Source organism: Devosia aquimaris, from assembly GCF_020169335.1.
GTDB lineage: Bacteria > Pseudomonadota > Alphaproteobacteria > Rhizobiales > Devosiaceae > Devosia > Devosia aquimaris.
In genome coordinates this window covers 657,428-677,569 of record NZ_JAIEZN010000002.1, presented here as the reverse complement: position 1 = coordinate 677,569, position 20,142 = coordinate 657,428, and the positions used below count along the sequence as shown (strand labels likewise).

Annotated in this window: 12 protein-coding genes; 7 read left to right on the top strand and 5 right to left on the bottom strand. The window is 66.7% G+C overall.

Features of this window, described 5'->3' with window-relative positions; translation table 11 throughout:
• Positions 1 to 8: 8 nt before the first annotated feature.
• From K1177_RS16175 to K1177_RS16145, 7 genes are all read left to right on the top strand, one after another.
• Positions 9 to 656 carry a phosphoribosylanthranilate isomerase gene (locus tag K1177_RS16175; RefSeq protein ID WP_224704774.1) on the top strand — a complete coding sequence of 216 codons (648 nt, stop codon included), beginning with the start codon at positions 9 to 11 and terminating at the stop codon, positions 654 to 656.
• 155 nt (positions 657 to 811) lie between these two features.
• A complete protein-coding gene (trpB, locus tag K1177_RS16170; protein ID WP_224704772.1) occupies positions 812 to 2,029 on the top strand; it encodes a tryptophan synthase subunit beta in 1,218 nt (405 codons plus the stop codon).
• 2 nt (positions 2,030 to 2,031) lie between these two features.
• Positions 2,032 to 2,856, top strand: coding sequence for a tryptophan synthase subunit alpha (trpA, locus tag K1177_RS16165; protein ID WP_224704770.1), 825 nt, complete (start codon positions 2,032 to 2,034; stop codon positions 2,854 to 2,856).
• A gap of 155 nt (positions 2,857 to 3,011) precedes the next feature.
• Positions 3,012 to 3,995: an acetyl-CoA carboxylase, carboxyltransferase subunit beta gene (accD, locus tag K1177_RS16160; protein ID WP_224704763.1), complete on the top strand. Its 984-nt coding sequence runs from the start codon at positions 3,012 to 3,014 to the stop codon at positions 3,993 to 3,995.
• A gap of 104 nt (positions 3,996 to 4,099) precedes the next feature.
• Complete coding sequence (locus K1177_RS16155) at positions 4,100 to 6,607, top strand: methyl-accepting chemotaxis protein (protein ID WP_224704761.1); 2,508 nt, start codon at positions 4,100 to 4,102, stop codon at positions 6,605 to 6,607.
• A 216-nt stretch (positions 6,608 to 6,823) separates the two neighbouring features.
• Positions 6,824 to 9,220 (top strand): methyl-accepting chemotaxis protein, encoded by a 2,397-nt coding sequence (locus K1177_RS16150; RefSeq protein ID WP_224704760.1) that lies wholly within the window; start codon positions 6,824 to 6,826, stop codon positions 9,218 to 9,220.
• Between the two features lie 134 nt (positions 9,221 to 9,354).
• The gene (locus K1177_RS16145; protein WP_224704758.1) at positions 9,355 to 10,647 is read left to right on the top strand and encodes a bifunctional folylpolyglutamate synthase/dihydrofolate synthase; all 1,293 of its coding nucleotides are present in this window, start codon (positions 9,355 to 9,357) and stop codon (positions 10,645 to 10,647) included.
• Between the two features lie 13 nt (positions 10,648 to 10,660).
• Here the strand turns inward: K1177_RS16145 and K1177_RS16140 are convergent, their stop codons facing one another.
• The 5 genes from K1177_RS16140 to K1177_RS16120 all read right to left on the bottom strand — a co-directional run bounded on the left by K1177_RS16140 (position 10,661) and on the right by K1177_RS16120 (position 20,027).
• Entirely contained in the window at positions 10,661 to 12,331 is a 1,671-nt protein-coding gene (locus tag K1177_RS16140; RefSeq protein WP_224704756.1) for a glycoside hydrolase family 3 protein, read from the bottom strand.
• A 153-nt stretch (positions 12,332 to 12,484) separates the two neighbouring features.
• Complete coding sequence (gene trxA, locus K1177_RS16135; RefSeq protein WP_137150248.1) at positions 12,485 to 12,808, bottom strand: thioredoxin; 324 nt, start codon at positions 12,806 to 12,808, stop codon at positions 12,485 to 12,487.
• 78 nt (positions 12,809 to 12,886) lie between these two features.
• A complete protein-coding gene (gene addA, locus K1177_RS16130) occupies positions 12,887 to 16,318 on the bottom strand; it encodes a double-strand break repair helicase AddA (protein WP_224704754.1) in 3,432 nt (1,143 codons plus the stop codon).
• A complete protein-coding gene (gene addB / locus K1177_RS16125) occupies positions 16,315 to 19,326 on the bottom strand; it encodes a double-strand break repair protein AddB (RefSeq protein WP_224704752.1) in 3,012 nt (1,003 codons plus the stop codon). The genes addA and addB overlap by 4 nt, the downstream gene beginning before the upstream one ends.
• Complete coding sequence (locus K1177_RS16120; protein WP_224704750.1) at positions 19,323 to 20,027, bottom strand: nucleotidyltransferase family protein; 705 nt, start codon at positions 20,025 to 20,027, stop codon at positions 19,323 to 19,325. Before K1177_RS16120 ends, addB begins: the two co-directional genes overlap by 4 nt.
• Positions 20,028 to 20,142 lie beyond the last annotated feature (115 nt).

The following is a 20,142-nucleotide window of genomic DNA, read 5'->3' as shown; positions in this document are numbered from 1 at the left end:
GCACCCCTATGGCCGACCCTATTGTGATCAAGATCTGCGGCATCAAGACCCCCGATATCCTTGAGGCTGCCATTGCGGCAGGCGCCGATATGGTGGGCTTCATGCATTTTGCGCGTTCGCCCCGGCATGTGTCGATCGAGGACATCGCCACGCTGATTTCCGAAGCCCGCGGGCGGGTGGAAACCTGCGTGGTGCTGGTCAATCCCGACAACAGCTGCGTGGCCGAGGTGGCGGCGCTGGGGCCGGACTGGATCCAGCTGCATGGACCGGAAACCCCGCATCGCGTCGCGGCCATCCGCGCCGAAGCGGGCGTTGAAATCATGAAGGCCATGCCCATCGGCACTGCCGAGGACGTGGCCCATGTCGCCGACTTTGTCGAAGTGGCCGACCGGCTGCTGCTCGACGCCAAGCCGCCCAAGGGCGCCGACCGGCCCGGCGGGCTGGGCGAGACCTTTGACTGGGGCCTGCTCAAGGCGCTTGACCCTTCCGTGCCCTTCATGCTTTCGGGTGGGCTGACGCCTGACACCGTTGCCGACGCCGTCAGGACCGTGCGCCCCATGGGGCTGGATGTGTCCTCGGGCGTGGAAAGCGCGCCGGGCGTCAAGGACAAGCGGTTGATCGAAGCGTTCATCCGAAACGCCCGCGCCGCCGTATAAGACATTCGCCCCTCCCCCCAAGCGGGGAGGATGGCCGCACCGGCCTGGTGGCATGCGCCACCGCACAAGGCCATGGCCAGACCCTTGTTGGCGCCAGACACCACCCTGCCCCGCCGGGCCGGATGATCGGGCGCCAGAGCATTCTTGAGGCAGACGTGGACACCACCGGTATCAATTCGCTACGCAACGGCCCTGACGACAACGGCCGGTTCGGAATCTTTGGCGGGCGCTTTGTCGCCGAAACGCTGATGCCGCTGATCCTGGACCTGGAGGCGCATTACCGCGCTGCCCAGAAGGATCCGGCGTTCAAGGCCGAACTCAACGATCTGTCGGTGCATTATGCCGGTCGGCCCAGCCCGCTCTATTTCGCCGAACGGCTGACCAAGCACCTGGGCGGCGCGCAGGTGTGGTTCAAGCGCGAGGAGCTCAACCACACCGGCAGCCACAAGATCAACAATTGCCTGGGCCAGATCCTTTTGGCCAAGCGCATGGGCAAGACGCGGGTGATCGCCGAGACCGGCGCGGGCCAGCATGGCGTGGCCACGGCCACGGTCTGCGCCAAGTTCGAACTGCCCTGCACCATCTTCATGGGCGCCACGGACGTGGAACGGCAGATGCCCAATGTGTTGCGCATGAAAATGCTGGGCGCCGAAGTGCGCCCTGTCACGGCCGGCGCGGGCACGCTCAAGGACGCCATGAACGAGGCGCTGCGCGACTGGGTGACCAATGTGGACAGCACCTATTACCTGATCGGCACGGCCGCAGGGCCGCATCCCTATCCGGAAATGGTGCGCGACTTCCAGTCGGTGATCGGCAGCGAGATCAAGAGCCAGTTCGCCGAAGCCCAGGGCAAGCTGCCCGATGCGGTGGTGGCCTGTGTGGGCGGCGGCAGCAATGCCATCGGCACCTTCCACGCCTTTCTCGATGATGCCGACGTCAAGCTCTATGGCGCCGAAGCGGGCGGGCATGGCGTGGATGTCGAGAACGGCCATGCCGCCAGCATGACCGGCGGCCGCCCTGGCGTGCTGCACGGCAACCGCACCTATCTGCTGCAGGACAAGGACGGGCAAATCCTCGAGGGTCATTCGATCTCGGCGGGCCTGGACTATCCCGGCGTGGGGCCGGAACATGCGTTCCTCCACGACAGCAAGCGCGTGACCTATGCGCCCATCACCGATGACGAGGCGCTGGAAGCCTTCCAGCTGTGCACACGGCTCGAGGGGATTATCCCGGCGCTGGAGTCGGCGCATGGGCTGGCGCAGCTGATGAAGGTGGCGCCCACCATGGGCAAGGACCAATCGATCGTGCTGTGCCTCAGTGGGCGTGGCGACAAGGACGTCGAGAGCGTCGGCAAATATCTGGGGCTGCTCTAGTCATGACCACGCGTATCGATACTCGTTTTGCCGCCCTCAAGGCTGAGGGCCGCCCGGCCCTGGTCACCTATGTGATGGCGGGCGACCCGGACCTGGCCACCGGCCAGGCCATTCTGGAAGCCCTGCCGCAGGCGGGCGCCGACATCATCGAGCTGGGCATGCCCTTCTCGGACCCGATGGCCGATGGCGTCGCCATCCAGCTGGCGGGCCAGCGCTCGCTGGCTGCCGGGCAGACGCTGCGCGGCGTACTGGGCATGGTGGAGGATTTCCGCCGCAAGGACGAGACCACGCCCATCGTGCTGATGGGCTACTACAACCCGGTCTACAGCTTTGGCGTCGAGGCCTTTGTAAAGGCCGCCAAGGCCGCTGGCGCCGATGGTCTGATCATCGTCGACCTGCCGCCGGAAGAAGACGAGGAGCTCTGCCTGCCGGCCATGGCGGCGGGGCTCAATTTCATTCGCCTGACCACGCCGACCACCGACGACAAGCGCCTGCCGGCCGTGCTCAAGAACAGCTCGGGCTTTGTCTATTATGTCTCCATGACCGGCGTGACCGGCGCGGTGATCAAGTCGCGCGGCGCCGTGGGCGAGGCGGTGGACCGCATCAAGAGCCACACCAACCTGCCGGTGGCGGTGGGCTTTGGCATCAAGACCGCCGAGGACGCCGCCGAGATCGGCAAGCATGCCGATGGCATCGTGGTGGGCTCGGTGCTGGTCGATGCCGTGGCCCGCTCGCTCAAGGACGGCAAGGCGACCGACCAGACGGTCGGCGCCGTGCGCGACCTGGTGGCCGAGATCTTCAGCGGCGTGAAGCGCGCGCGGGGCTGACCCGCCCCAAGGTCTTTTCACTGATGGGCGGCGGGCACAGGAGGCCCGCTGTCCACAGGCGCATGGCGGCGCCCTTTGCGCAGATGCCGCCACCCTGATAAGAATTGCCACAATTCTAGCTTAGGTGGCCTCAGCGTCACCGCACGAGGCCTGCCATGAACTGGATCGACAACTTCGTCCGCCCCAAGATTCGCTCGATTCTCGGCAACAAGCCGCAGATCGCTGAGAACCTGTGGGTGAAGGACCCCGAGTCCGGCGAAATGGTGTTCTATCGGGATCTGGAAGCCAACCAGTGGGTGGTGCCCAATTCGGGCTATCACATGAAGATCAAGCCGGTGGACCGGCTCAAGACGTTCCTGGACGATGGCGCCTATGAGCTGGTGCCCGTGCCGTCGGCCCCGGCCGATCCGCTGAAATTCCGCGCGCAGAAGCGCTATGTCGACCAGCTCAAGGAAAACCGCGCCAAGACGGGCTATGATGACTCCGTCATCGTGGCCACCGGAAAGCTGTTTTCGCGGCCGGTGACCGTCGCCGTGCAGGACTTTGACTTCCTCGCCGGCTCGCTGGGCATGGCGGCCGGCCAGGCCATCATCACCGGGCTCGAGACCGCTGCCGCCCGCAAGACCCCCTTCGTGCTGTTCGTCGCCTCGGGCGGCGCGCGCATGCAGGAAGGCGTGCTCAGCCTGATGCAGATGCCGCGCACGACGGTTGCCGTGCTGCGCCTGCGCGAAGCGGGCCTGCCGTTCTTTGTGGTGCTGACCAACCCCACCACCGGCGGCGTGACCGCATCCTATGCCATGCTGGGCGATGTGCATCTGGCCGAGCCGGGCGCCGTGATCGGCTTTGCCGGCGCCCGTGTCATCGAGCAGACCATTCGCGAAAAGCTGCCCAAGGGCTTCCAGCGCTCGGAATACCTGCTCGAGCACGGCATGGTGGACATGGTGGTGCACCGGCACAATCTGCGCCCGACCATCGGTTCGCTGGCGGCCATCCTGACCAAGGCCGATGCGCCCGAAGCGCTGGCCAGCGCCATGAGCCCGACCGTTGTGCGGGGCACCAGCCTGCGCGATGCGGCCGTGGCGGCAGAGGGCGATGACGCCGATCTTGCGCCCTCCCCGGCGGCCGCGCACGCCGAATAGATTTTACGGCAGCTTAATAACCCTCCCTTAACGTAGCGCGCAGCTGCAGGGGCGGCCGCATGTCCGCGGCCGGTCTCGTTTTGCGTAGCAAAGAGGGTGTGTTCATGTCGGTTTTTTCGCTGCCCATCGCCCGCAAGCTGCCACTGGCCCTGTTGGGAAGCGCCCTGCTGGTGAGCCTGGGCGTCGGCATCGGCAGCTATATGATCGGCAGCCAGGCGCTGCGTGGTGCGGCCGAAACCAATTTGATGACGCTGGCCAGCGAACGCGCGGCGGCGGTCTCGACCTATCTCAAGGCGGTGCGGGACGATCTGGTCTCCACCTCGCGTTCGGAAGCGACCGTGCAGTCGCTGCGCGATTTCGGTGGCGCCTGGCTGCAGTTCAAGGTCGATCCGACTGCCGAAGTGCGCAAGCTCTATGTCGACACCAATCCCAATCCGGACAATCTGGCAGCGCTGGAAACGCTGGGGACGACGGGCGCCTATGACGCGACCCATACCCGCTTCCATGCCGGCTTCCGCAATACCATTGCTGCGCGCGGCTATCGCGACCTCTATCTGTTCGATCTCAAGGGGTTCCTGGTCTATTCGGTGACCAAATCGGCTGATTTCGGCACCCGCTTTGCCGAGGGTGGCCCCTTTGCATCCTCGACCCTCGGTGGCGTGGTGGCGCAGGCGCTGGCCATCGAAAACCCCGATGACATCGCCTTTGCCGATTTTGCCGCCTATGGGCCGGCGGGCGGGTTGCCGGCGGCGTTCTTTGCCAAGCCGGTGTTCAATGCCCAGGGCCGCAAGGTGGGCGTGCTGGCCATTCAACTGCCCTCCGAACGGCTCGACGCCGTGGTGGGCGACCGCACCGGCCTGGGCGAAACGGGCGAAGTGCTGGTGGCCGGTTCGGACGGGCTGCTGCGCAATGATTCAAGCTTTACCCCCGACAATGACGCCATGGTGACCGGCTTTGCCGGGCCGGTGCTCGACGCGGCGCTGGCGGGCCAGCGCAATGATGGCGAGACCAGCAGCTATCGCGGCATGGACATGCTGGTGGCGGCGGCGCCGATCACCACGCCGGGCCAGAACTGGGCTGCCGTGGCGGTGATGGGCAAGGACGAGATCCTGGCGCCGGTTGCCAATATGCGCAATCTGATGCTGGCGATCGGCGCGGGCCTGTTGGCCGTGGTGGCGGCGCTGGGCCTGATTTTCTCGCAGCGCATTACCCGGCCGATTACCCGGCTAACCGGCACCATGGAGGCGCTGGCCAAGGGGCAGCTCGATGTCGAGGTGCGCGGCGCCGACCGCTCCGACGAATTGGGCGCCATGGCGCGGGCCGTGGAAGTGTTCCGCGCCAATGGCATCAAGGTGGCCGAGATGACCGAGGCCGAGGCGGCCCAGATCATCCGCAACCAGGCCGAGCGCGCGGCGATGATGACCGAGCTGCAGCAGGCCTTTGGCCATGTGGTGGACGCGGCCATTGCCGGCGACTTCTCCAAGCGCGTGGATGCGCGCTTCCCCGATGCCGAACTCAATGCCCTGGCCGGCTCGGTCAATGTGCTGGTGGAAACGGTGGATCGCGGGCTGGGCGAGACCGGCGAGGTGCTGGCGGCGCTGGCCGATACCGATCTGACGCGGCGCGTTGAGGGCCAGTATGACGGCGCCTTCGCCCGCCTCAAGGACGACACCAACGCCGTGGCCGAGAAGCTGGGCGAGATCGTCGGCCAGTTGCGCGACACCTCGCGGGCGCTCAAGCGCGCCACGGGCGAAATCCTGTCGGGCGCCAATGATCTGAGCGAACGCACGACGCGCCAGGCGGCCACGATCGAGGAAACCTCGGCGACCATGGAACAGCTGGTCAGCACCGTGCTGGGCAATGCCAAGAAGGCCGAGACGGCCAGCGTCCAGGCCACGACCGTGTCGGAAACCGCCGAGGCCGGTGGTGCGGTGATGGCGCAGGCGACCGAGGCGATGGAGCGCATCACCCAGTCGTCGACCAAGATTTCCAACATCATCGGGCTGATCGACGATATCGCCTTCCAGACCAATCTGCTGGCGCTGAACGCCTCTGTGGAAGCGGCCCGTGCCGGTGACGCCGGCAAGGGCTTTGCGGTGGTGGCCGTGGAAGTGCGGCGCCTGGCGCAGAGCGCCGCCAGCGCCTCGGCCGACGTCAAGACGCAGATCGAACAGAGCGCAGGCGAAGTGCACACCGGCAGCCGGCTGGTGAGCGACGCGGCCGACAAACTGGCCAGCATGCTGGACGGCATCCGTGGCAGCACGCTGGCGCTGCGCGCCATATCGGACGACAGCCGCAAGCAGGCGAGTGCGCTCGAAGAGGTCAATATCGCCGTGCGGCAGATGGACGAGATGACCCAGCACAATGCCGCGCTGGTCGAGGAAACCAACGCCGCCATCGAGCAGACCGAGGCGCAGGCCAGCGAGCTCGACCGGATCGTTGATATCTTCACCATTGGCACGGCCACGGCGCAGCCTGCAGCGACCAAGGCACCGGCGGCCAGCGCTGGCAATGTGGTGCGCGGCATGCAGAACAAGCTCAAGGCGGTGGCGGGCAATTACCTGCGCCGCGGCAATGCAGCCCCGGCCGAGCAGGACTGGAACGAGTTCTAGGGCCGAGGCTGGACGGCCGGGCGCCGCCTCCTGGCGGCGCAGGCTTTGCCTGACTATCTGGAGGCCCCGCACCCCTTGGCGGGGCCTTTGTCGTATCGACCAGCCTTAGCGCAGTACCACGCCGTATTCGCGCCCTGCAGGGGCGCGTGGTTAAGCATTCAACAAAGTTGTTGTGCGAAGTGTTGTGTACCACCTGTGTACAACCGGACCAAAAATATGGCGCTCCTCCCCCGCACCGTTTCTGGCAAACTTGTTCTGGCGTCTGGAATTTCCATCGCGCTCATTTTGTCCGCCTATACCACCATCAATGTCTTGAACGCCAAGAGCCAGACCGAAGAGCAGGTCATGGCCCTGGCGACGCAGACCGCCAACAGCGTTGCCAATCAGCTTGCGGTGAACCTCACCGAGGCCACGTCGGCCGGCACCACGCTGGCCGCCACCATCTCGGGCTATATGAGCGAGGCCGGAACCACGCGCAGCAATGTCGTGGCCCTGCTGGAACAGGTGGCGCCGCAGTATGACTTCGTGTTCGGGTCCTGGATGATGGAACTGCCGGGCCCGACGGCGCCCCGCCTGCTCGCGGGCACTGAAGGCACCAATGACCAGGGCGTCTTCACCGCCTATTGGACCAAGGACGACGCCGGCGAGATGGCGTTCTCGACCTGGTCGATCAATGTCGAGGACGAGTATTATGCCGGCCCGATGAGCACCAAGAAGACGCTCATCACCTCCCCCTATTTCTCCGCCAGCGGCGAGAACCTGCTGACCTCGGTGTCCTCGCCCGTGACCGTCGACGGCACTATCGTGGGCATCGCCGGCGTTGATATCCGGCTCAACGACCTGACGGCGCTGCTGGCCGGGATGCAGCCCTTTGAGGGCGGCAGCGTGATGCTGGTCGCCAGCAATGGCAATTGGCTGGCCAATCCCGACAAGACCAAGCTGACCACCGCCTATGCCGATCCCGGCGCCGATCTGGTGAGCCAGTCGCTGGCCGATGGCCAGATGCGGGTTATCCGCGACATGCCGGATGGCACCGTGCGCCTGGTCTATCCGTTCACCGCGCCGGGCATGAACACCACCTGGGCGGCCATTCTCGATGTGCCGGCAGCGATCTTCAGCGGCCCGGTGCTGCAGCAGATCCAGTCTGCGATCATCGGCGGCGTCATCATCCTGCTGGTGAGTCTGGGCGTGATCCTCGTGACATCGCGCACCATTGTGCGGAAGCCCATTGCGCGGCTGTCGCAGACCATGAACGAGCTCGCCAAGGGCAATCTCGAGGTCAAGGTGCATGACACCGCGCGCAGCGACGAAATGGGCACCATGGCCCGCACGGTCGAGGTGTTCCGCGAGAATGCCAACAAGGTCAAGGACATGAGCGCGGCCGAAGCGGTGCGCATCATCGCCGACGAGGATGCGCGGCGCCAGATGATGAGCGCGCTGCAGCAGGCGTTTGGCAATGTGGTGGATGCCGCCATTGCCGGTGACTTCTCCAAGCGGGTCAATGCCGAATTTCCGGACGCAGAGCTCAACGGGCTGGCCAGCAGCGTCAACAGCCTGGTCAAGACCGTCGAGACGGGCCTGAGCGAAACCGGCCGCGTGCTCAAGGCGCTGGCCAATACGGACCTGACCGAACGCGTCGAGGGCCAGTTCCAGGGGGCCTTTGCCGAGCTGCAGGTCGATACCAATGCGGTCGCCGATCGCCTGACCGATGTGGTCGGGCGCCTGCAGCACACCTCGCAGACCCTGCGCACCGCCACCGGCGAAATCCTGGCAGGCGCCAATGATCTGAGCGAGCGCACCACCAAGCAGGCCGCGACCATCGAAGAGACTTCGGCCACCATGGAGCAGCTGGCGGCAACGGTTCTGGCCAATGCCAACAAGTCGGGGGAAGCCAGCCTGAAGTCGCAGGCCGTGTCGCAGACGGCCGAAGAAGGCGGCGTCGTGATGGAGAAGGCGACCGGGGCCATGGAGCGGATCACCAGCTCCTCGGCCAAGATCTCCAACATCATCGGGCTGATCGACGACATTGCCTTCCAGACCAATCTGCTGGCGCTGAACGCGTCTGTCGAAGCGGCACGGGCCGGCGATGCCGGCAAGGGCTTTGCCGTGGTGGCCGTGGAAGTGCGGCGCCTGGCGCAGTCGGCCGCCTCGGCCTCGGCGGATGTCAAACTGCTGATCGAGCAGAGCGCGACCGAGGTCGCTGGCGGTTCGCGGCTGGTGGCCGAAGCCGCGGGCAAGCTCGAAGCGATCCTTGAAGGCATTCGCGAGAACAGCCTGGTGATGGAAGGCATTGCGCGCGAAAGCAAGGAACAGGCCTCGGCCATCGAGGAAGTCAATGTGGGCGTGCGTCAGATGGACGAGATGACCCAGCACAATGCGGCGCTGGTCGAAGAGATCAATGCGGCCATCGAGCAGACCGAAAGCCAGGCCACCGAGTTGGACGATATCGTGGCCGTGTTTGCCACCCATGGCGGCACGCCGGGCCGGGCCCCGGCCCGGGCAGCAGCGGCTGCGCGGCCGAACCCTGCCCCGGCTGCGCCTGCCCGCAAGGCCGCTCAGCAGTATCTCAGCCATGGCAATGCGGCGGTCTCGGCGGACTGGAACGAGTTCTAGCCAGGCCGCGCCGACACATTCGGTTGCCCCGGTGCAGACCGGGGCAACATTCGTATCCCGGCATGGCGACAAACCCTTGAGACGACAAGCGTGTCTGGCGTAAACGGGGGTTCCCGTCTCCGACAGGACCTCCCATGTCGCGTACCGATGCCATTCTCAAGCGCCTTTCGGCGCTGCACCCCAAGCTGATCGACCTGAGCCTGGACCGGATGATGCCGCTGCTGGCTGATCTGGGCAATCCGCACCAGCATCTGCCGCCGGTGATCCATGTGGCCGGGACCAATGCCAAGGGCTCGACCATCGCCTATCTCCGGGCGTTCCTGGAAGCGGCCGGCAAGAGCGTTCACGTCTATAACTCGCCCCATCTGGTGCGCTTCAACGAGCGTATCCGGCTGGCCGGAAAGCTGGTGGATACGCGCCGGCTCAATGCCACGCTGGAGCGGGTCGAGGCGGTCAATGCGGGGCGCTCGATCACCTTTTTCGAGGTGACGACAGTGGCGGCCATGCTGCTCTATGCCGAGAACAGGGCCGACTATCTGCTGCTCGAAACGGGCATGGGCGGCACCTATGACACCACCAATGTTGTCGAGCATCCCCTGGGGGTGATCATCACCCCGGTGGACATCGATCACCAGGGGTTCCTGGGCAAGACCATTGCCGAGATCGCGGTGAGCAAGGCCGGCATTCTCAAGCGCGGCAGCAAGGCCGTCATCGGGCTGCAGCAGCCCGATGGCCGTGCCGTGATCGAAAGGGCAGCGCACCGGCTGGGCGTGCGCCCGATCTGGCAGGGCGAAGATTTTCATGGCCAGTCCCAGGACGGGCGGCTGGTTTATCAGGACGAGGACGGGTTGCTCGACCTGCCGCCGCCGGCGCTGATCGGCGCGCACCAGTTCCACAATGCGGCGCTGGCTATTGCCGCGACGCGGCATTTCGGGCTGCCGGTGGATGCGGCGGCCCTTGCCAAGGGATTGCGATCGGTGGTGTGGCCGGCGCGGATGATGCCGCTGCATGGAAAGCTGCGCGACATGCTGCATGACGGCAGCGAACTCTGGCTCGATGGCGGGCACAATGTGCATGGGGCCACGGCGCTGGCAGCAGCGATTGCCGATATGAACCGCACGCGGCCCGCGCCGCTGGTGCTGATCATGGGCATGATGAACACGCGCGATCCCGCAGCTTTTCTGGCCCCCTTTGACGGCCAGGTGCAGCAGATCTATACGCTGACAGTGCCGGGCGAGCCCAATTCGCACCGGGCCGACGAGATTGCGCACAAGGCGCGCGGCGCCGGCTTTGCAGCAGCGCCGAAGCGCTCGATCCTGTCGGCGCTCAAGGCTGCCGCCGACGTACCCAATGCGCGGGTGCTGATCTGTGGCTCGCTCTATCTGGCCGGCGACGTACTGGCCAAGAACCACACGCCGCCGGACTGATGGCCAGGCCCGATCAGTAGCGGGCCTGATCGCTGCCGCAGAAGGGGTCCACAGGGCTGGTGCCGGCAAAGGGCGTGCGGCCCAGCAGGGCCTCGAGCACGGCCGCCTGGATAGCCTCCGAGGAGCCGTAGGCGTTGACATAGGTGGGCACGCGCGGGGCGTCGTAGAGATAATAGGGATAGCCCAGCGACACCATCAGGGTGGGCAGGTCGTGCCAATAGCGGCGCATGCCACCAAAGACCGAGCCGGTGAGCTTGACCCAATCGAGGAAGATCCGGCTGCGGGTGAGCGTGGTCTCTTCGGCGAAGAGATAAAGCACCAGATCGAAATCGCTCGGCTTGACGTCGAGCTCGGGGGTGAAGAGCGTCACCTCAAAGCCCTCGGCGGCGAGCCGGTCGGGCAGGCTCAGCGGCAGCGGCTGGGGCACAAAGGGGACCACGGCCCCCGTGGAAAAGACCAGAACGCGATGATGGCGCGAGGGCGACAGCGGCAACAGGCCCTGGGTGTCCTTGACCAGGGTGGGCACCCGCGCGGTGACCGATTTGGCGGTGGCCAGATGGGCGTCGGAGGCGACAAGACCGGCGACCGATTCCAGACTCGGGGCCGCAGGCGCGGCATGGAGGCCCAGGCGGGCCTTGAGCGCCAGGACGCGGGTCACGGCCTCGTCGACCCGCTCCTGATTGAGGCGGCCATCGGCCACGGCCTTGACCAGGCGCATCAGGTCGGCATTGGGATCGTCGCTGAACAGGATAACGTCGCAGCCCGAGATGATGACCTCGGGCAGGGTCTGGTCGCGCGGGCCCCAATCGCCCATGCCAGCCATGGGCGTGGCATCGGAGACGATCAGGCCATTAAAGCCCAGCTCGCGGCGCAGCAGATCGTGATTGAGCAGGCGCGACAGCGAGGCGGGGCGATAGGCCTCGGCGCCGCAATCGGGATCGATGGCGCGGGCATAGGCCGGCAGCGCGATATGGGCGGACATGATGGAGAGCACGCCGGCATCGATGGCCTTGCGATAGAGGCGGCCGAAATTGGCCTCCCAATCCGCCATGGAGAGCGGATTGACGGTGGTGACCAGATGCTGGTCGCGATCATCAAAGCCTTCGCCGGGCCAGTGCTTGACGGTGGCGGCGACGCCATTGGCCTGGAAGGCGGCGATCTGGGCCAGGGCGTGGCGCTCGACCTTGTCGATGTCGCTGCCATAGGAGCGGGTGCCGACAATGGCGCTGCGCCAGGCGATGTTGAGATCGATGACGGGGGTGAAGCTCCAGTTCAGGCCAATGGCATTGGCCTCGCGCGCCATGAGGGTGGAAATGGCGGTGGTGGCTTCGAGATCGTCGACAGCGGCCAGGCCCAGCGGATTGGGCACGCTGGTGCCGAGCGGCAGGCTCATGCGGCTGCCTTCGAGATCGGCGCTGACCAGGAGCGGAATGCTGCTCAGCTCGGCCAGTTCGCGCGAAAGATTGTATTCGGCGATGAGATCGTCGGAATAGATGCGGGTGATGCCGCCGGGCTTGAAGCTGCGCACGGCCTCGATCGTTTCATCGGGCGTGCCGCGGGCGAGCAGAACAAAGAGCTGGGCCAGCTTGTCGCGCGGGCTCAGGGCGTCGCGGGTGGCGTGGACCCAGGTAATGGCGGCATCATCAAGGTGGAACGGCGCGGCGGCGAGATCGATGGGAGCCATTGGCTTCCTCCCCAGTCTTCTTGTTGGCTGCAAGGCTTAGCAGAAGCCGTGTTGCAGCGGAACCAAGGCAATTGCCGGGCAAGGCGCTGGGACCATGAAAAAGCACCGCCGGGAGACCCGACGGTGCTTTGCAAATTTCTCAGGCGCCTGGTGTCAGGCGGCGTGGCCTTCGAGCCACTTGGTGAGGCCGGCCTTGGGCGTGCCTGCACCGATCTTCATGTCGGCAGCTTCGCCGCCCTTGAAGAGGATCATGGTCGGGATGGAGCGCACGCCATACTTGCTGGCGGTACCCGGATTGTCATCGACATTAAGCTTGACGATCTTGACCTTGCCGGCCAGTTCGACAGACAGCTCATCGAGCACGGGTGCAATCGCACGGCAGGGCCCGCACCACTCCGCCCAGAAATCCACGAGGACGGGTTCTTTGGAGTTCAGGACTTCCTCGCCAAAATTGGCATCGGAAACGTGACTAGTCATGGGTTTTTGCCTTTTGTTGAAAGCGGCGGACTGTGTGCGCCTAAAGCTGGGAAGAGTCCAGCGCAGGCACAACGCAGATCACCGCATGGTGAAGCCGCGGGCGCCCGCCACCAGCATATCCGATGGCAGATTCATCAATGATTCCAAACTCGTCCACAGAATTGCCGCCCGTATGACCTGTCCAGGGAAAAGCTGACCTGCAACCAACGCATACAATCCGAGCTGGGTAATGTAGTTCCCCGGCACATCGGCAACCCTGTCGGGTACCGACGCGTCGGACTTGTAGTCGACCACCAACACCCCCTGTTCGTCAATCACCAGACGATCAATACGACCGCTCAGACGGACGGGCTGGCCATCGCGCAAAAGGTCCAGTGCGAAGGGCACTTCAGCCCGGCTCATGGGGCCGAACAGGCGCATGAGATCGGGGCGGCGCAGAATGGACATGGCCTTGGCGGCCAGGCGCGGATGATCGGCAGGCGAATCGGGCAGCAGGGCCATGAGCGCCTTGTCGGCAATCGCCGGCCAGATCGCAGGGTCGAGCGTGCCCAGATGTTGCAGCAGGGCATGGAGCGCGATGCCCTCGCGGCGGGCGGCTTCGGCATCGCGCACCTGTTCGGCAAGACTATCGAGCGCAGTGGTGGTGCTGATGCCGCTGGCGGCCTGGGAGGGCGACACGCGGGTGACAACCGGCGCCGGCGGCAAGGGCGGCAGGATGAGGGGCACCATGCCGGCACCGACAGCGGGCGCCGAATCGCGCACCGGGACGGGCGCGACGCGTTCGCGCGGGTAGATGATGGCCGTCTCGACGCCGACAGCGTCAGCCTGCGTCTCGGACAAGGGGCGAAGCGCGGTTTCAACGGCCTCGTACCAGCTGCCGGCCAATTGGGTGGCGGCTTCGGAACCGGGGGTCAGCGCGCCGGTGACATAGAGCTCGTCTTCGGCGCGGGTCATGGCGACATAGAGTTTGCGCCAGTATTCGCGCTCCAGATTGTCATCGACGGCCTGCTTGATGCCCAGCGTCGCCTCGACATGATCGCCCTTGCCGGCGGCATGGACCAGCAGCGGGCCGGGGGCTTCGGCCAAGAGATAAACCGGCTTGCCCAGCATCTGCTTGCTGGGCTTGGTGGCGGCATCGGCGAGGATGACGATGGGGGCTTCAAGACCCTTGGCGCCATGGACGGTCATGACGCGGACACCGGCGCCGGCATCGGGCAATTCGCGCTTGATGGTGCCCGAGCGCTGGCGCATGTCGGCGACAAAGCCCTGCAGCGAAGGCTGGGCGCCCTGCTCGTGGCTGAGGGCCAGTTCGAGCAGTTCGGCAACGATGTCATCGACCTCGGGACCAAAGCGGGTGTGGAAGCGGCGGAGGCCGCCTTCGGCATAGAGCACCTGGGCGAGGAATTCGAAGGGGCGTTCGAAATCGAGCTCGCCACGCCAGCGGGCCAGGCGCTCGGCGGCGGCGATAGCAGCCGGGTCGGCATGGGCGGCCAGCGCCTGCCAGAGCGTCTGGCGGTCGGCGCGTGGCTGGGCCACGGCAAACAGCAGCGCCTCATCGATATCAAAGAGAGGCGAGCGCAGCAGGGCAGCCAATTGCAGATCGTCCGCCGGATTGAGCAGCACGTCGCAGAGCGCCAGAAGATCGAGCACGGCGATATGGCCGGTAACCCCCAGGCGATCAGCGCCGGGGGTGGGCAGTTCCGCCTTGCGCAGGGCGCGGATGACCTCCTGGAACACCGGCCCGCGCGACTGCACCAGGATCAGCACATCATCGGCGGTGACGGCGCGACCACGGCCCGTGAGCGGGCGACGCGCATCGATCCAGCCGCGGATGCGGGCGGCGATGGCCTCGGCCACCTGGCGGGGCGCGCTGGGCTGCAGATCGAGCACGCTGGTGGGCCAATCGGCATCGGCCCGGGCCTCGCCGGGCTGCTGGATGGGTGGCCAGAGCGTGACACTGCCGCCGCGCATGGTGCGGGCGGTGTTGTGATGGACTTTTTCGGTTTCCAGCAGGGCCGCCTGGATATCCGGGCGGTCGCTGACCAGATCCACCGCCGCCAGGATTTCGGGCAGGGTGCGGAAGCTGGTGCGCAGCGGCACGGGCTGGAACTGCACTTCGGCTTCGCTGGCGCGCAGCTGGTAGTCACCACCGGTCTGGCCAAAGAGGGCCGGTTCGGCGCCCTGGAAGGAATAGATGGACTGTTTCTGGTCGCCCACGGCAAACAGCGAGCGCGGCCGGGTGACGGCCCCTGCCCCGGCGAAATATTCCTCGGCGATAGCGCGGACCACGCGCCACTGCTCGCCATTGGTGTCCTGGCTTTCATCGACCAGGATGTGGTCGATGCCGGAATCGAGCTTGTAGCGGACCCAGTCGCCGGACTGGTTCTGGAAGAGATCGGCAAGGCGCTCGACCAGATCGTCGAAATCGAGCAGGGAGCGCGCCCGCTTGGTGGCCTCGTAGCGCTGGCCGACGGCGGCAACGATATCGAGCAGGGCCTCGCTGCGATCGACCAGCGCAGCGGCGCTGCGGGCTGCGGCCAGGGCGGCCAGGCGCTCGGCTTCGGCCTGGAGCTGATCGGCCAGATCGGGATTACCGGTGGTGACCGCCTTGACCACCAAGCGAGACGGCACCGTCAGATCCTTGGTGAGGAAGGCGCGCAGCCAGGCGTCGGAGGCGGGGCTGGCGGGATCGAGCGCGGCCAGCTTGTCCTCAAGGCTGCGATTGCCGCCCTTGGGCGGGGTGATGGCAAAGAGCGCCTGGATCTCGGCGGGGCCGATCAGGCGTTCGCCGGTGATGGCCGCTTCGATCTCCTCGACCGAGCGGGTGGCCGCGGCGCCGATCAGCGCGCGCAGATTGGCCTTGGCGCGGGCGGGATCGGCGAGGACCAGCTTGAGCTTGCGGCCATCGGCGAGGGCCGCATTGATGGCGTTCTTGATCTGCTCGTCGCTCAGCGTCTGAAACAGGGTTTCCACCGCTCCGGCGACGCCCAGCCCCTGCGCCAAAACGGTTTCGCGCGCCGCCAGCAGCAGGGCGGTGCGCTCGTCATCCTCGATGACGGAGAAATCAAAGGGCACGCCGGCTTCGAGCGGGAAGCGGTGCAGCACCGATTCGCAGAAAGCGTGGATGGTGACAATCTTGAGCCCGCCGGGGGTTTCGAGCGCCCGGGCGAAAAGGGTGCGGGCGCGATTGCGCAGGGCGGCGTCGGGCTCGCGGCCCTCGATGTCGCGCAGCGCCTTGTCCAGCGCAGCATCGTCGAACAGGGCCCATTCGGCCAGGCGATCGGCGACGCGGCGGCGCATTTCGGCGGCGGCGGCCTTGGTATAGGTGAGGCACAGGATGGCCTCGGGCGCGACGCCCGAGAGCAGTAGGCGCAGCACGCGGCGGGTGAGCACGAAGGTCTTGCCCGAGCCGGCATTGGCCGACACCCAGATCGACCAGGCGGGATCGGCAGCCAGCGCCTGGTGGCGGCTGGTGTCGAAGGGGACAACGAGAGGACCGCGCTCGCTCATGGCTCGCCCTCCCCGCCATCAATGGCAGTCCATTCGGCCAGCCGCGCCAGATGATCATAGGCGCCGGCAAAGCGCTGGCCGGGCAGCGGCAGCAGGCGGGCGGGCATGGGCGTATCGTGCATCAGGAAGAGCTCGACATGGCGCTGCATGCGCCGGGCGATCTCGTCGGCGGCGGACATGACGTCGTGCTCGTCATGGGGAATGAAGGGCTTGGCGGTGAAGGCGTCGGGCCCCAGGCCCACCTTGATATAGGTGAGCGCCGTGGTGGGCGCGGCACTGAGCTGGGGGAAGGCACCGGCGGCGGCCATCTGCGCCTCGAGCAGCAGTTGCGGCACCTCGAAGGCCTGCATGGCGCCCTTGGTGGGGGGCGAGCCGGTCTTGAAATCGATGATCTCCAGCGTGCCATCGCGCAGGGCATCGACGCGGTCGGCGCGGCCGCTGAGCTTGAAGGGCTCGGCCATGGGAAACACCATTTCGCCGCGGATTTCGGCATGGCGCCGGGCCACCATGGGCTCGCGGGCGCGCTCGAAGGCGAGGAACTGGGTGGCGGCGGTGTGGAAGCGGCGCAGCCAGATATCGCGGCGCTCGCCAATGGCGTCGAGGCCGGAGAATTTTTCCACCGCGATGGCCATCAGCACATCGATGGCACCGGGGGCCATGACGTCATGCCCATCGATGACGAACTGGGCAAAAATATCGTGGATGATGGTGCCGCGTTCGCGCCCGTCGGGCGTGTCGCCCAGGGGATCGAGCGCGCGCAGGCCCAGCACATGGCGGGCGTAGATGTCATAGGGCGAGCGCATCAGCGTTTCGATCTCGGTGACCGAGAGGGCACGCGGGCGGGTCGCCGCCGGCGGATTGGGCGCCGGACGCGGGGCGGGCCGGGTTTCGGGCACCATGTCGAGGCGGCGGGCCTGATCGAGCCAATGGGCGCCGCGTGCAACCCAGCGCGCAGCCTCCTCGGTGCCGGCAAAGGCGGTGAGGCGCTGCAGCAGGCGCGAGGCAATGGCGGGGCTGGCGCCGACGCGGTCGGCATAGCTGAGGATGACCCTGGCATTGCCCAGGCCCTGGGCAAAGTCGTGGGCGGCGAGGCCCTGCTTGCGCTCCGGCGGATCGAGCCCGGCGGCCAGCCGCATGCCGCGGCTGAGCCAGGGACCGGGATCGGCCGGCTCGGGCCATTTGTCCTCATTGAGCGCGGCCAGTACCAGGAGGTCCGGGTTCTGCAGGCGGGCTTCGAGCTGGCCCCAAATGGCGATGTCGCTGCGGCGTTCCTCGATAGTGCGGACCTGGGCACCCAGCATGAGGGCGCTGAGGACGCCATCGAGCTGGCGCGGGGCAAAGCTGTGGCCTTCGCCAGTGTGGCTCGCCATCTGCTGGGCCCAGTCGGCCAGTTCACGGCGGCCGGGAATCTCGGCGCCATCGGCCACGGCATCAAAGGCGGCACAGAGGGCGGCGGCGAGGCTGCTGGCGGTAATGACGGGGGTTTCGAGGAGGCTGGTGAGCGGCGCAATGGCGGCGGCGATGGCGTCGAGAAGACCGGTGATGGGGGCGCGATCCCCCTCGGACAGGCGGCGGGCCGGATGGGTGATGGTCTTGTCGATATTGGCCGAGAGGGCAGCGCGCAGGCCGGCAAAGCCAGGATTGGGCCGCTGACCACGCAGGAGGCCCAGCTCGATATCATCGGCCAGGCGGGAAATCTCGGCACGGTCGCGGCCGAAGCGGGTGGCGCGGTTGCGCAGCAGCGCCATCAGATGCACGGCGGCGATATTGGAGCTGGCCAGCGCCAGGATCTGGCGCAGCAGGCGCCCGGCGGCGGACTGGAACAGCGGCACGCCAGCGGCATCATCGACCACCACCCCGAAGCGGCGCAGCTCGGCGGCAATGCGGCGGGCAAGATTACGATCGGGGGTGACGATACCGACAGTCTGTTTGTCACTCAGGGCCGCATGAGCAGCGAGGGCAATAGCGCGGGCCTGTTCGTCCTCGGTGCGGGCGCGAATGATGGTGACGCCCTCCCCCGCCGCGGCCAGTTGCTCGGGCGTGAGGCGCTGGCTGTTCCAGCGGGCGGTGTCCTCAGTGAGCGCCAGGGCGCGATGCACCAGCGTGGTGCGGGGATGATCGCCCGGCGCCAGTTCGGTGACATCGCTGACCGCTGCGCCCAGGCTGCGCAGCAGGCGGGCGAGGCCATATTGCGGATGGCCATGCGGATTGCTGTCTGGCAGCAGCAAGGCCGCGTGATCGGCCGGGGTCATGGCGCAATCGAGCCCGGGCAGCACCACGGCGCCGCGCGGCAGGGCGTTGATGGCCGCCAGCAGCCGCGCCGTGGCGGGAATGGAACCGGTGGAGCCGGCGGCAATCACCGGGCGATCACGATAGACCAGCGGCGCCGCCATGGCCTGGCGGTCGAGCCGCTGGCCGCGCAAGGCGGCGGTGTCGGCGCGAGCGCCGGCCAGATGCTCGGGCCAATAGCGCAGGGCAATATCGAGGAAGCTGATGGTCTGCAGCCAATAGTCGCTGAGATTGGCTTCAAGCGTGGGCGCAATGGCCGCGATGTCGGCCGGGCTGCGCTCCTCGGTCAGCAGATCATCGATGAGATGGCCAAGCGATTCGGCCATGGAGAGGATTTCGCCGGCCGTGGGGGGCGTGGAAAAGGCGCGCTGGCCCCCCTCGGTATTGGCCCAGGCATGGACGAGGCGGGAGAGCACAAGACGCCGCTCCAGCGCGCTGGCGGCCGGCAGCGGGGTGGGCGCATCAAAGGGCGGCAGGAAGGGCTCTTCGTCGGCGACTTCGCCACCAAAGGTGCGGATATCGGGCAGGAGCCCGAGGCTACGGCGCGCGAATTCATCGGCCAGGGCCAGCTTGGCGCGGCGGGTGGGCAGCACGATAGTGACGTCGGTGAGCCAGAAGGGTTGGCTGCGGTCGGCGCCGCCCAGCAGCGTGCCATCGATGATGCGATCAGCCAGGGTGGCGATGAAAGGGGCGTGCGGGGCGATGGAAAACAGCGTCATGGCGCTGTGGGGGCCGCAAGGGCGCTTTCGGCCAGGGCCAGCGCGGCGGGATCGCCGACATGGAACCAGGGGGCATCGAGCACCACACCAAACAGGGTCTCCCGCTCCAGGCAGCGCTCGAACAGCAGGTTGAGCGAGAAGGCGCCGTCGGGCGTATCGGCAAAGAGCGCTTTGCCCAGGATGGCGACGCCGCCATAGATCACCGGCGCGCCATAGTCGCGGGTGATGCGCCCATCGGGGGCGAGGCAGAAATCATGGCTGCGGGCAAAGCCATGGGCATCGCGCGGATGCACGCAGAGCAGGACGATATCTTCGGGGCCGGTATAACGCGCCAGCATGCGGGCGATGGGCTGGTCGCTGCCCAGTGGCCAGAAGGCATCGGTGTTCATCACCACAAAGGGGTCGGAGACCAGCATGGGCAGGGCCTGTTTGACGCCACCGCCGGTATCGAGCAGGGCCTCCTCGCGGCTGAGCTTGAGCAGGCCGCCGAAATGGGCCAGCAGTTGATCGGCGCGATAATGCCCATTGGCTGTAAAGCGCTTGGCGCCCTCAGCCTTGGCATTGTCCATCACCCGCTCGATCAGCGGCACGCCGGCCACCGGCACCAGCGGCTTGGGCAGGGTGTCGGTGATGGGCCGCAGGCGGCTGCCCAGGCCAGCGGCCAGCAGCATGACATCGGGGAATCGGCTGGTGTCGCTCATGGCGCGATATGAGCCGGAGAGTGTTCCCGAGGCAAGAGCGGGGGGATTTTGTGGCGAGGCGGGAGACTGGGCGCCTGACATGTGGTGCCTCGTCGATCTCGGTCATCCCCACCCG

Bases quoted from the DNA above. Each gene is read 5' to 3' on its own strand.
- K1177_RS16175 (WP_224704774.1), top strand. From the start codon at position 9: ATGGCCGACCCTATTGTGATCAAGATCTGCGGCATCAAGACCCCCGAT.
- trpA (WP_224704770.1), top strand. From the start codon at position 2,032: ATGACCACGCGTATCGATACTCGTTTTGCCGCCCTCAAGGCTGAGGGC.
- accD (WP_224704763.1), top strand. From the start codon at position 3,012: ATGAACTGGATCGACAACTTCGTCCGCCCCAAGATTCGCTCGATTCTC.
- K1177_RS16155 (WP_224704761.1), top strand. From the start codon at position 4,100: ATGTCGGTTTTTTCGCTGCCCATCGCCCGCAAGCTGCCACTGGCCCTG.
- K1177_RS16150 (WP_224704760.1), top strand. From the start codon at position 6,824: ATGGCGCTCCTCCCCCGCACCGTTTCTGGCAAACTTGTTCTGGCGTCT.
- K1177_RS16145 (WP_224704758.1), top strand. From the start codon at position 9,355: ATGTCGCGTACCGATGCCATTCTCAAGCGCCTTTCGGCGCTGCACCCC.
- K1177_RS16140 (WP_224704756.1), bottom strand. From the start codon at position 12,331: ATGGCTCCCATCGATCTCGCCGCCGCGCCGTTCCACCTTGATGATGCC.
- trxA (WP_137150248.1), bottom strand. From the start codon at position 12,808: ATGACTAGTCACGTTTCCGATGCCAATTTTGGCGAGGAAGTCCTGAAC.
- addA (WP_224704754.1), bottom strand. From the start codon at position 16,318: ATGAGCGAGCGCGGTCCTCTCGTTGTCCCCTTCGACACCAGCCGCCAC.
- addB (WP_224704752.1), bottom strand. From the start codon at position 19,326: ATGACGCTGTTTTCCATCGCCCCGCACGCCCCTTTCATCGCCACCCTG.
- K1177_RS16120 (WP_224704750.1), bottom strand. From the start codon at position 20,027: ATGAGCGACACCAGCCGATTCCCCGATGTCATGCTGCTGGCCGCTGGC.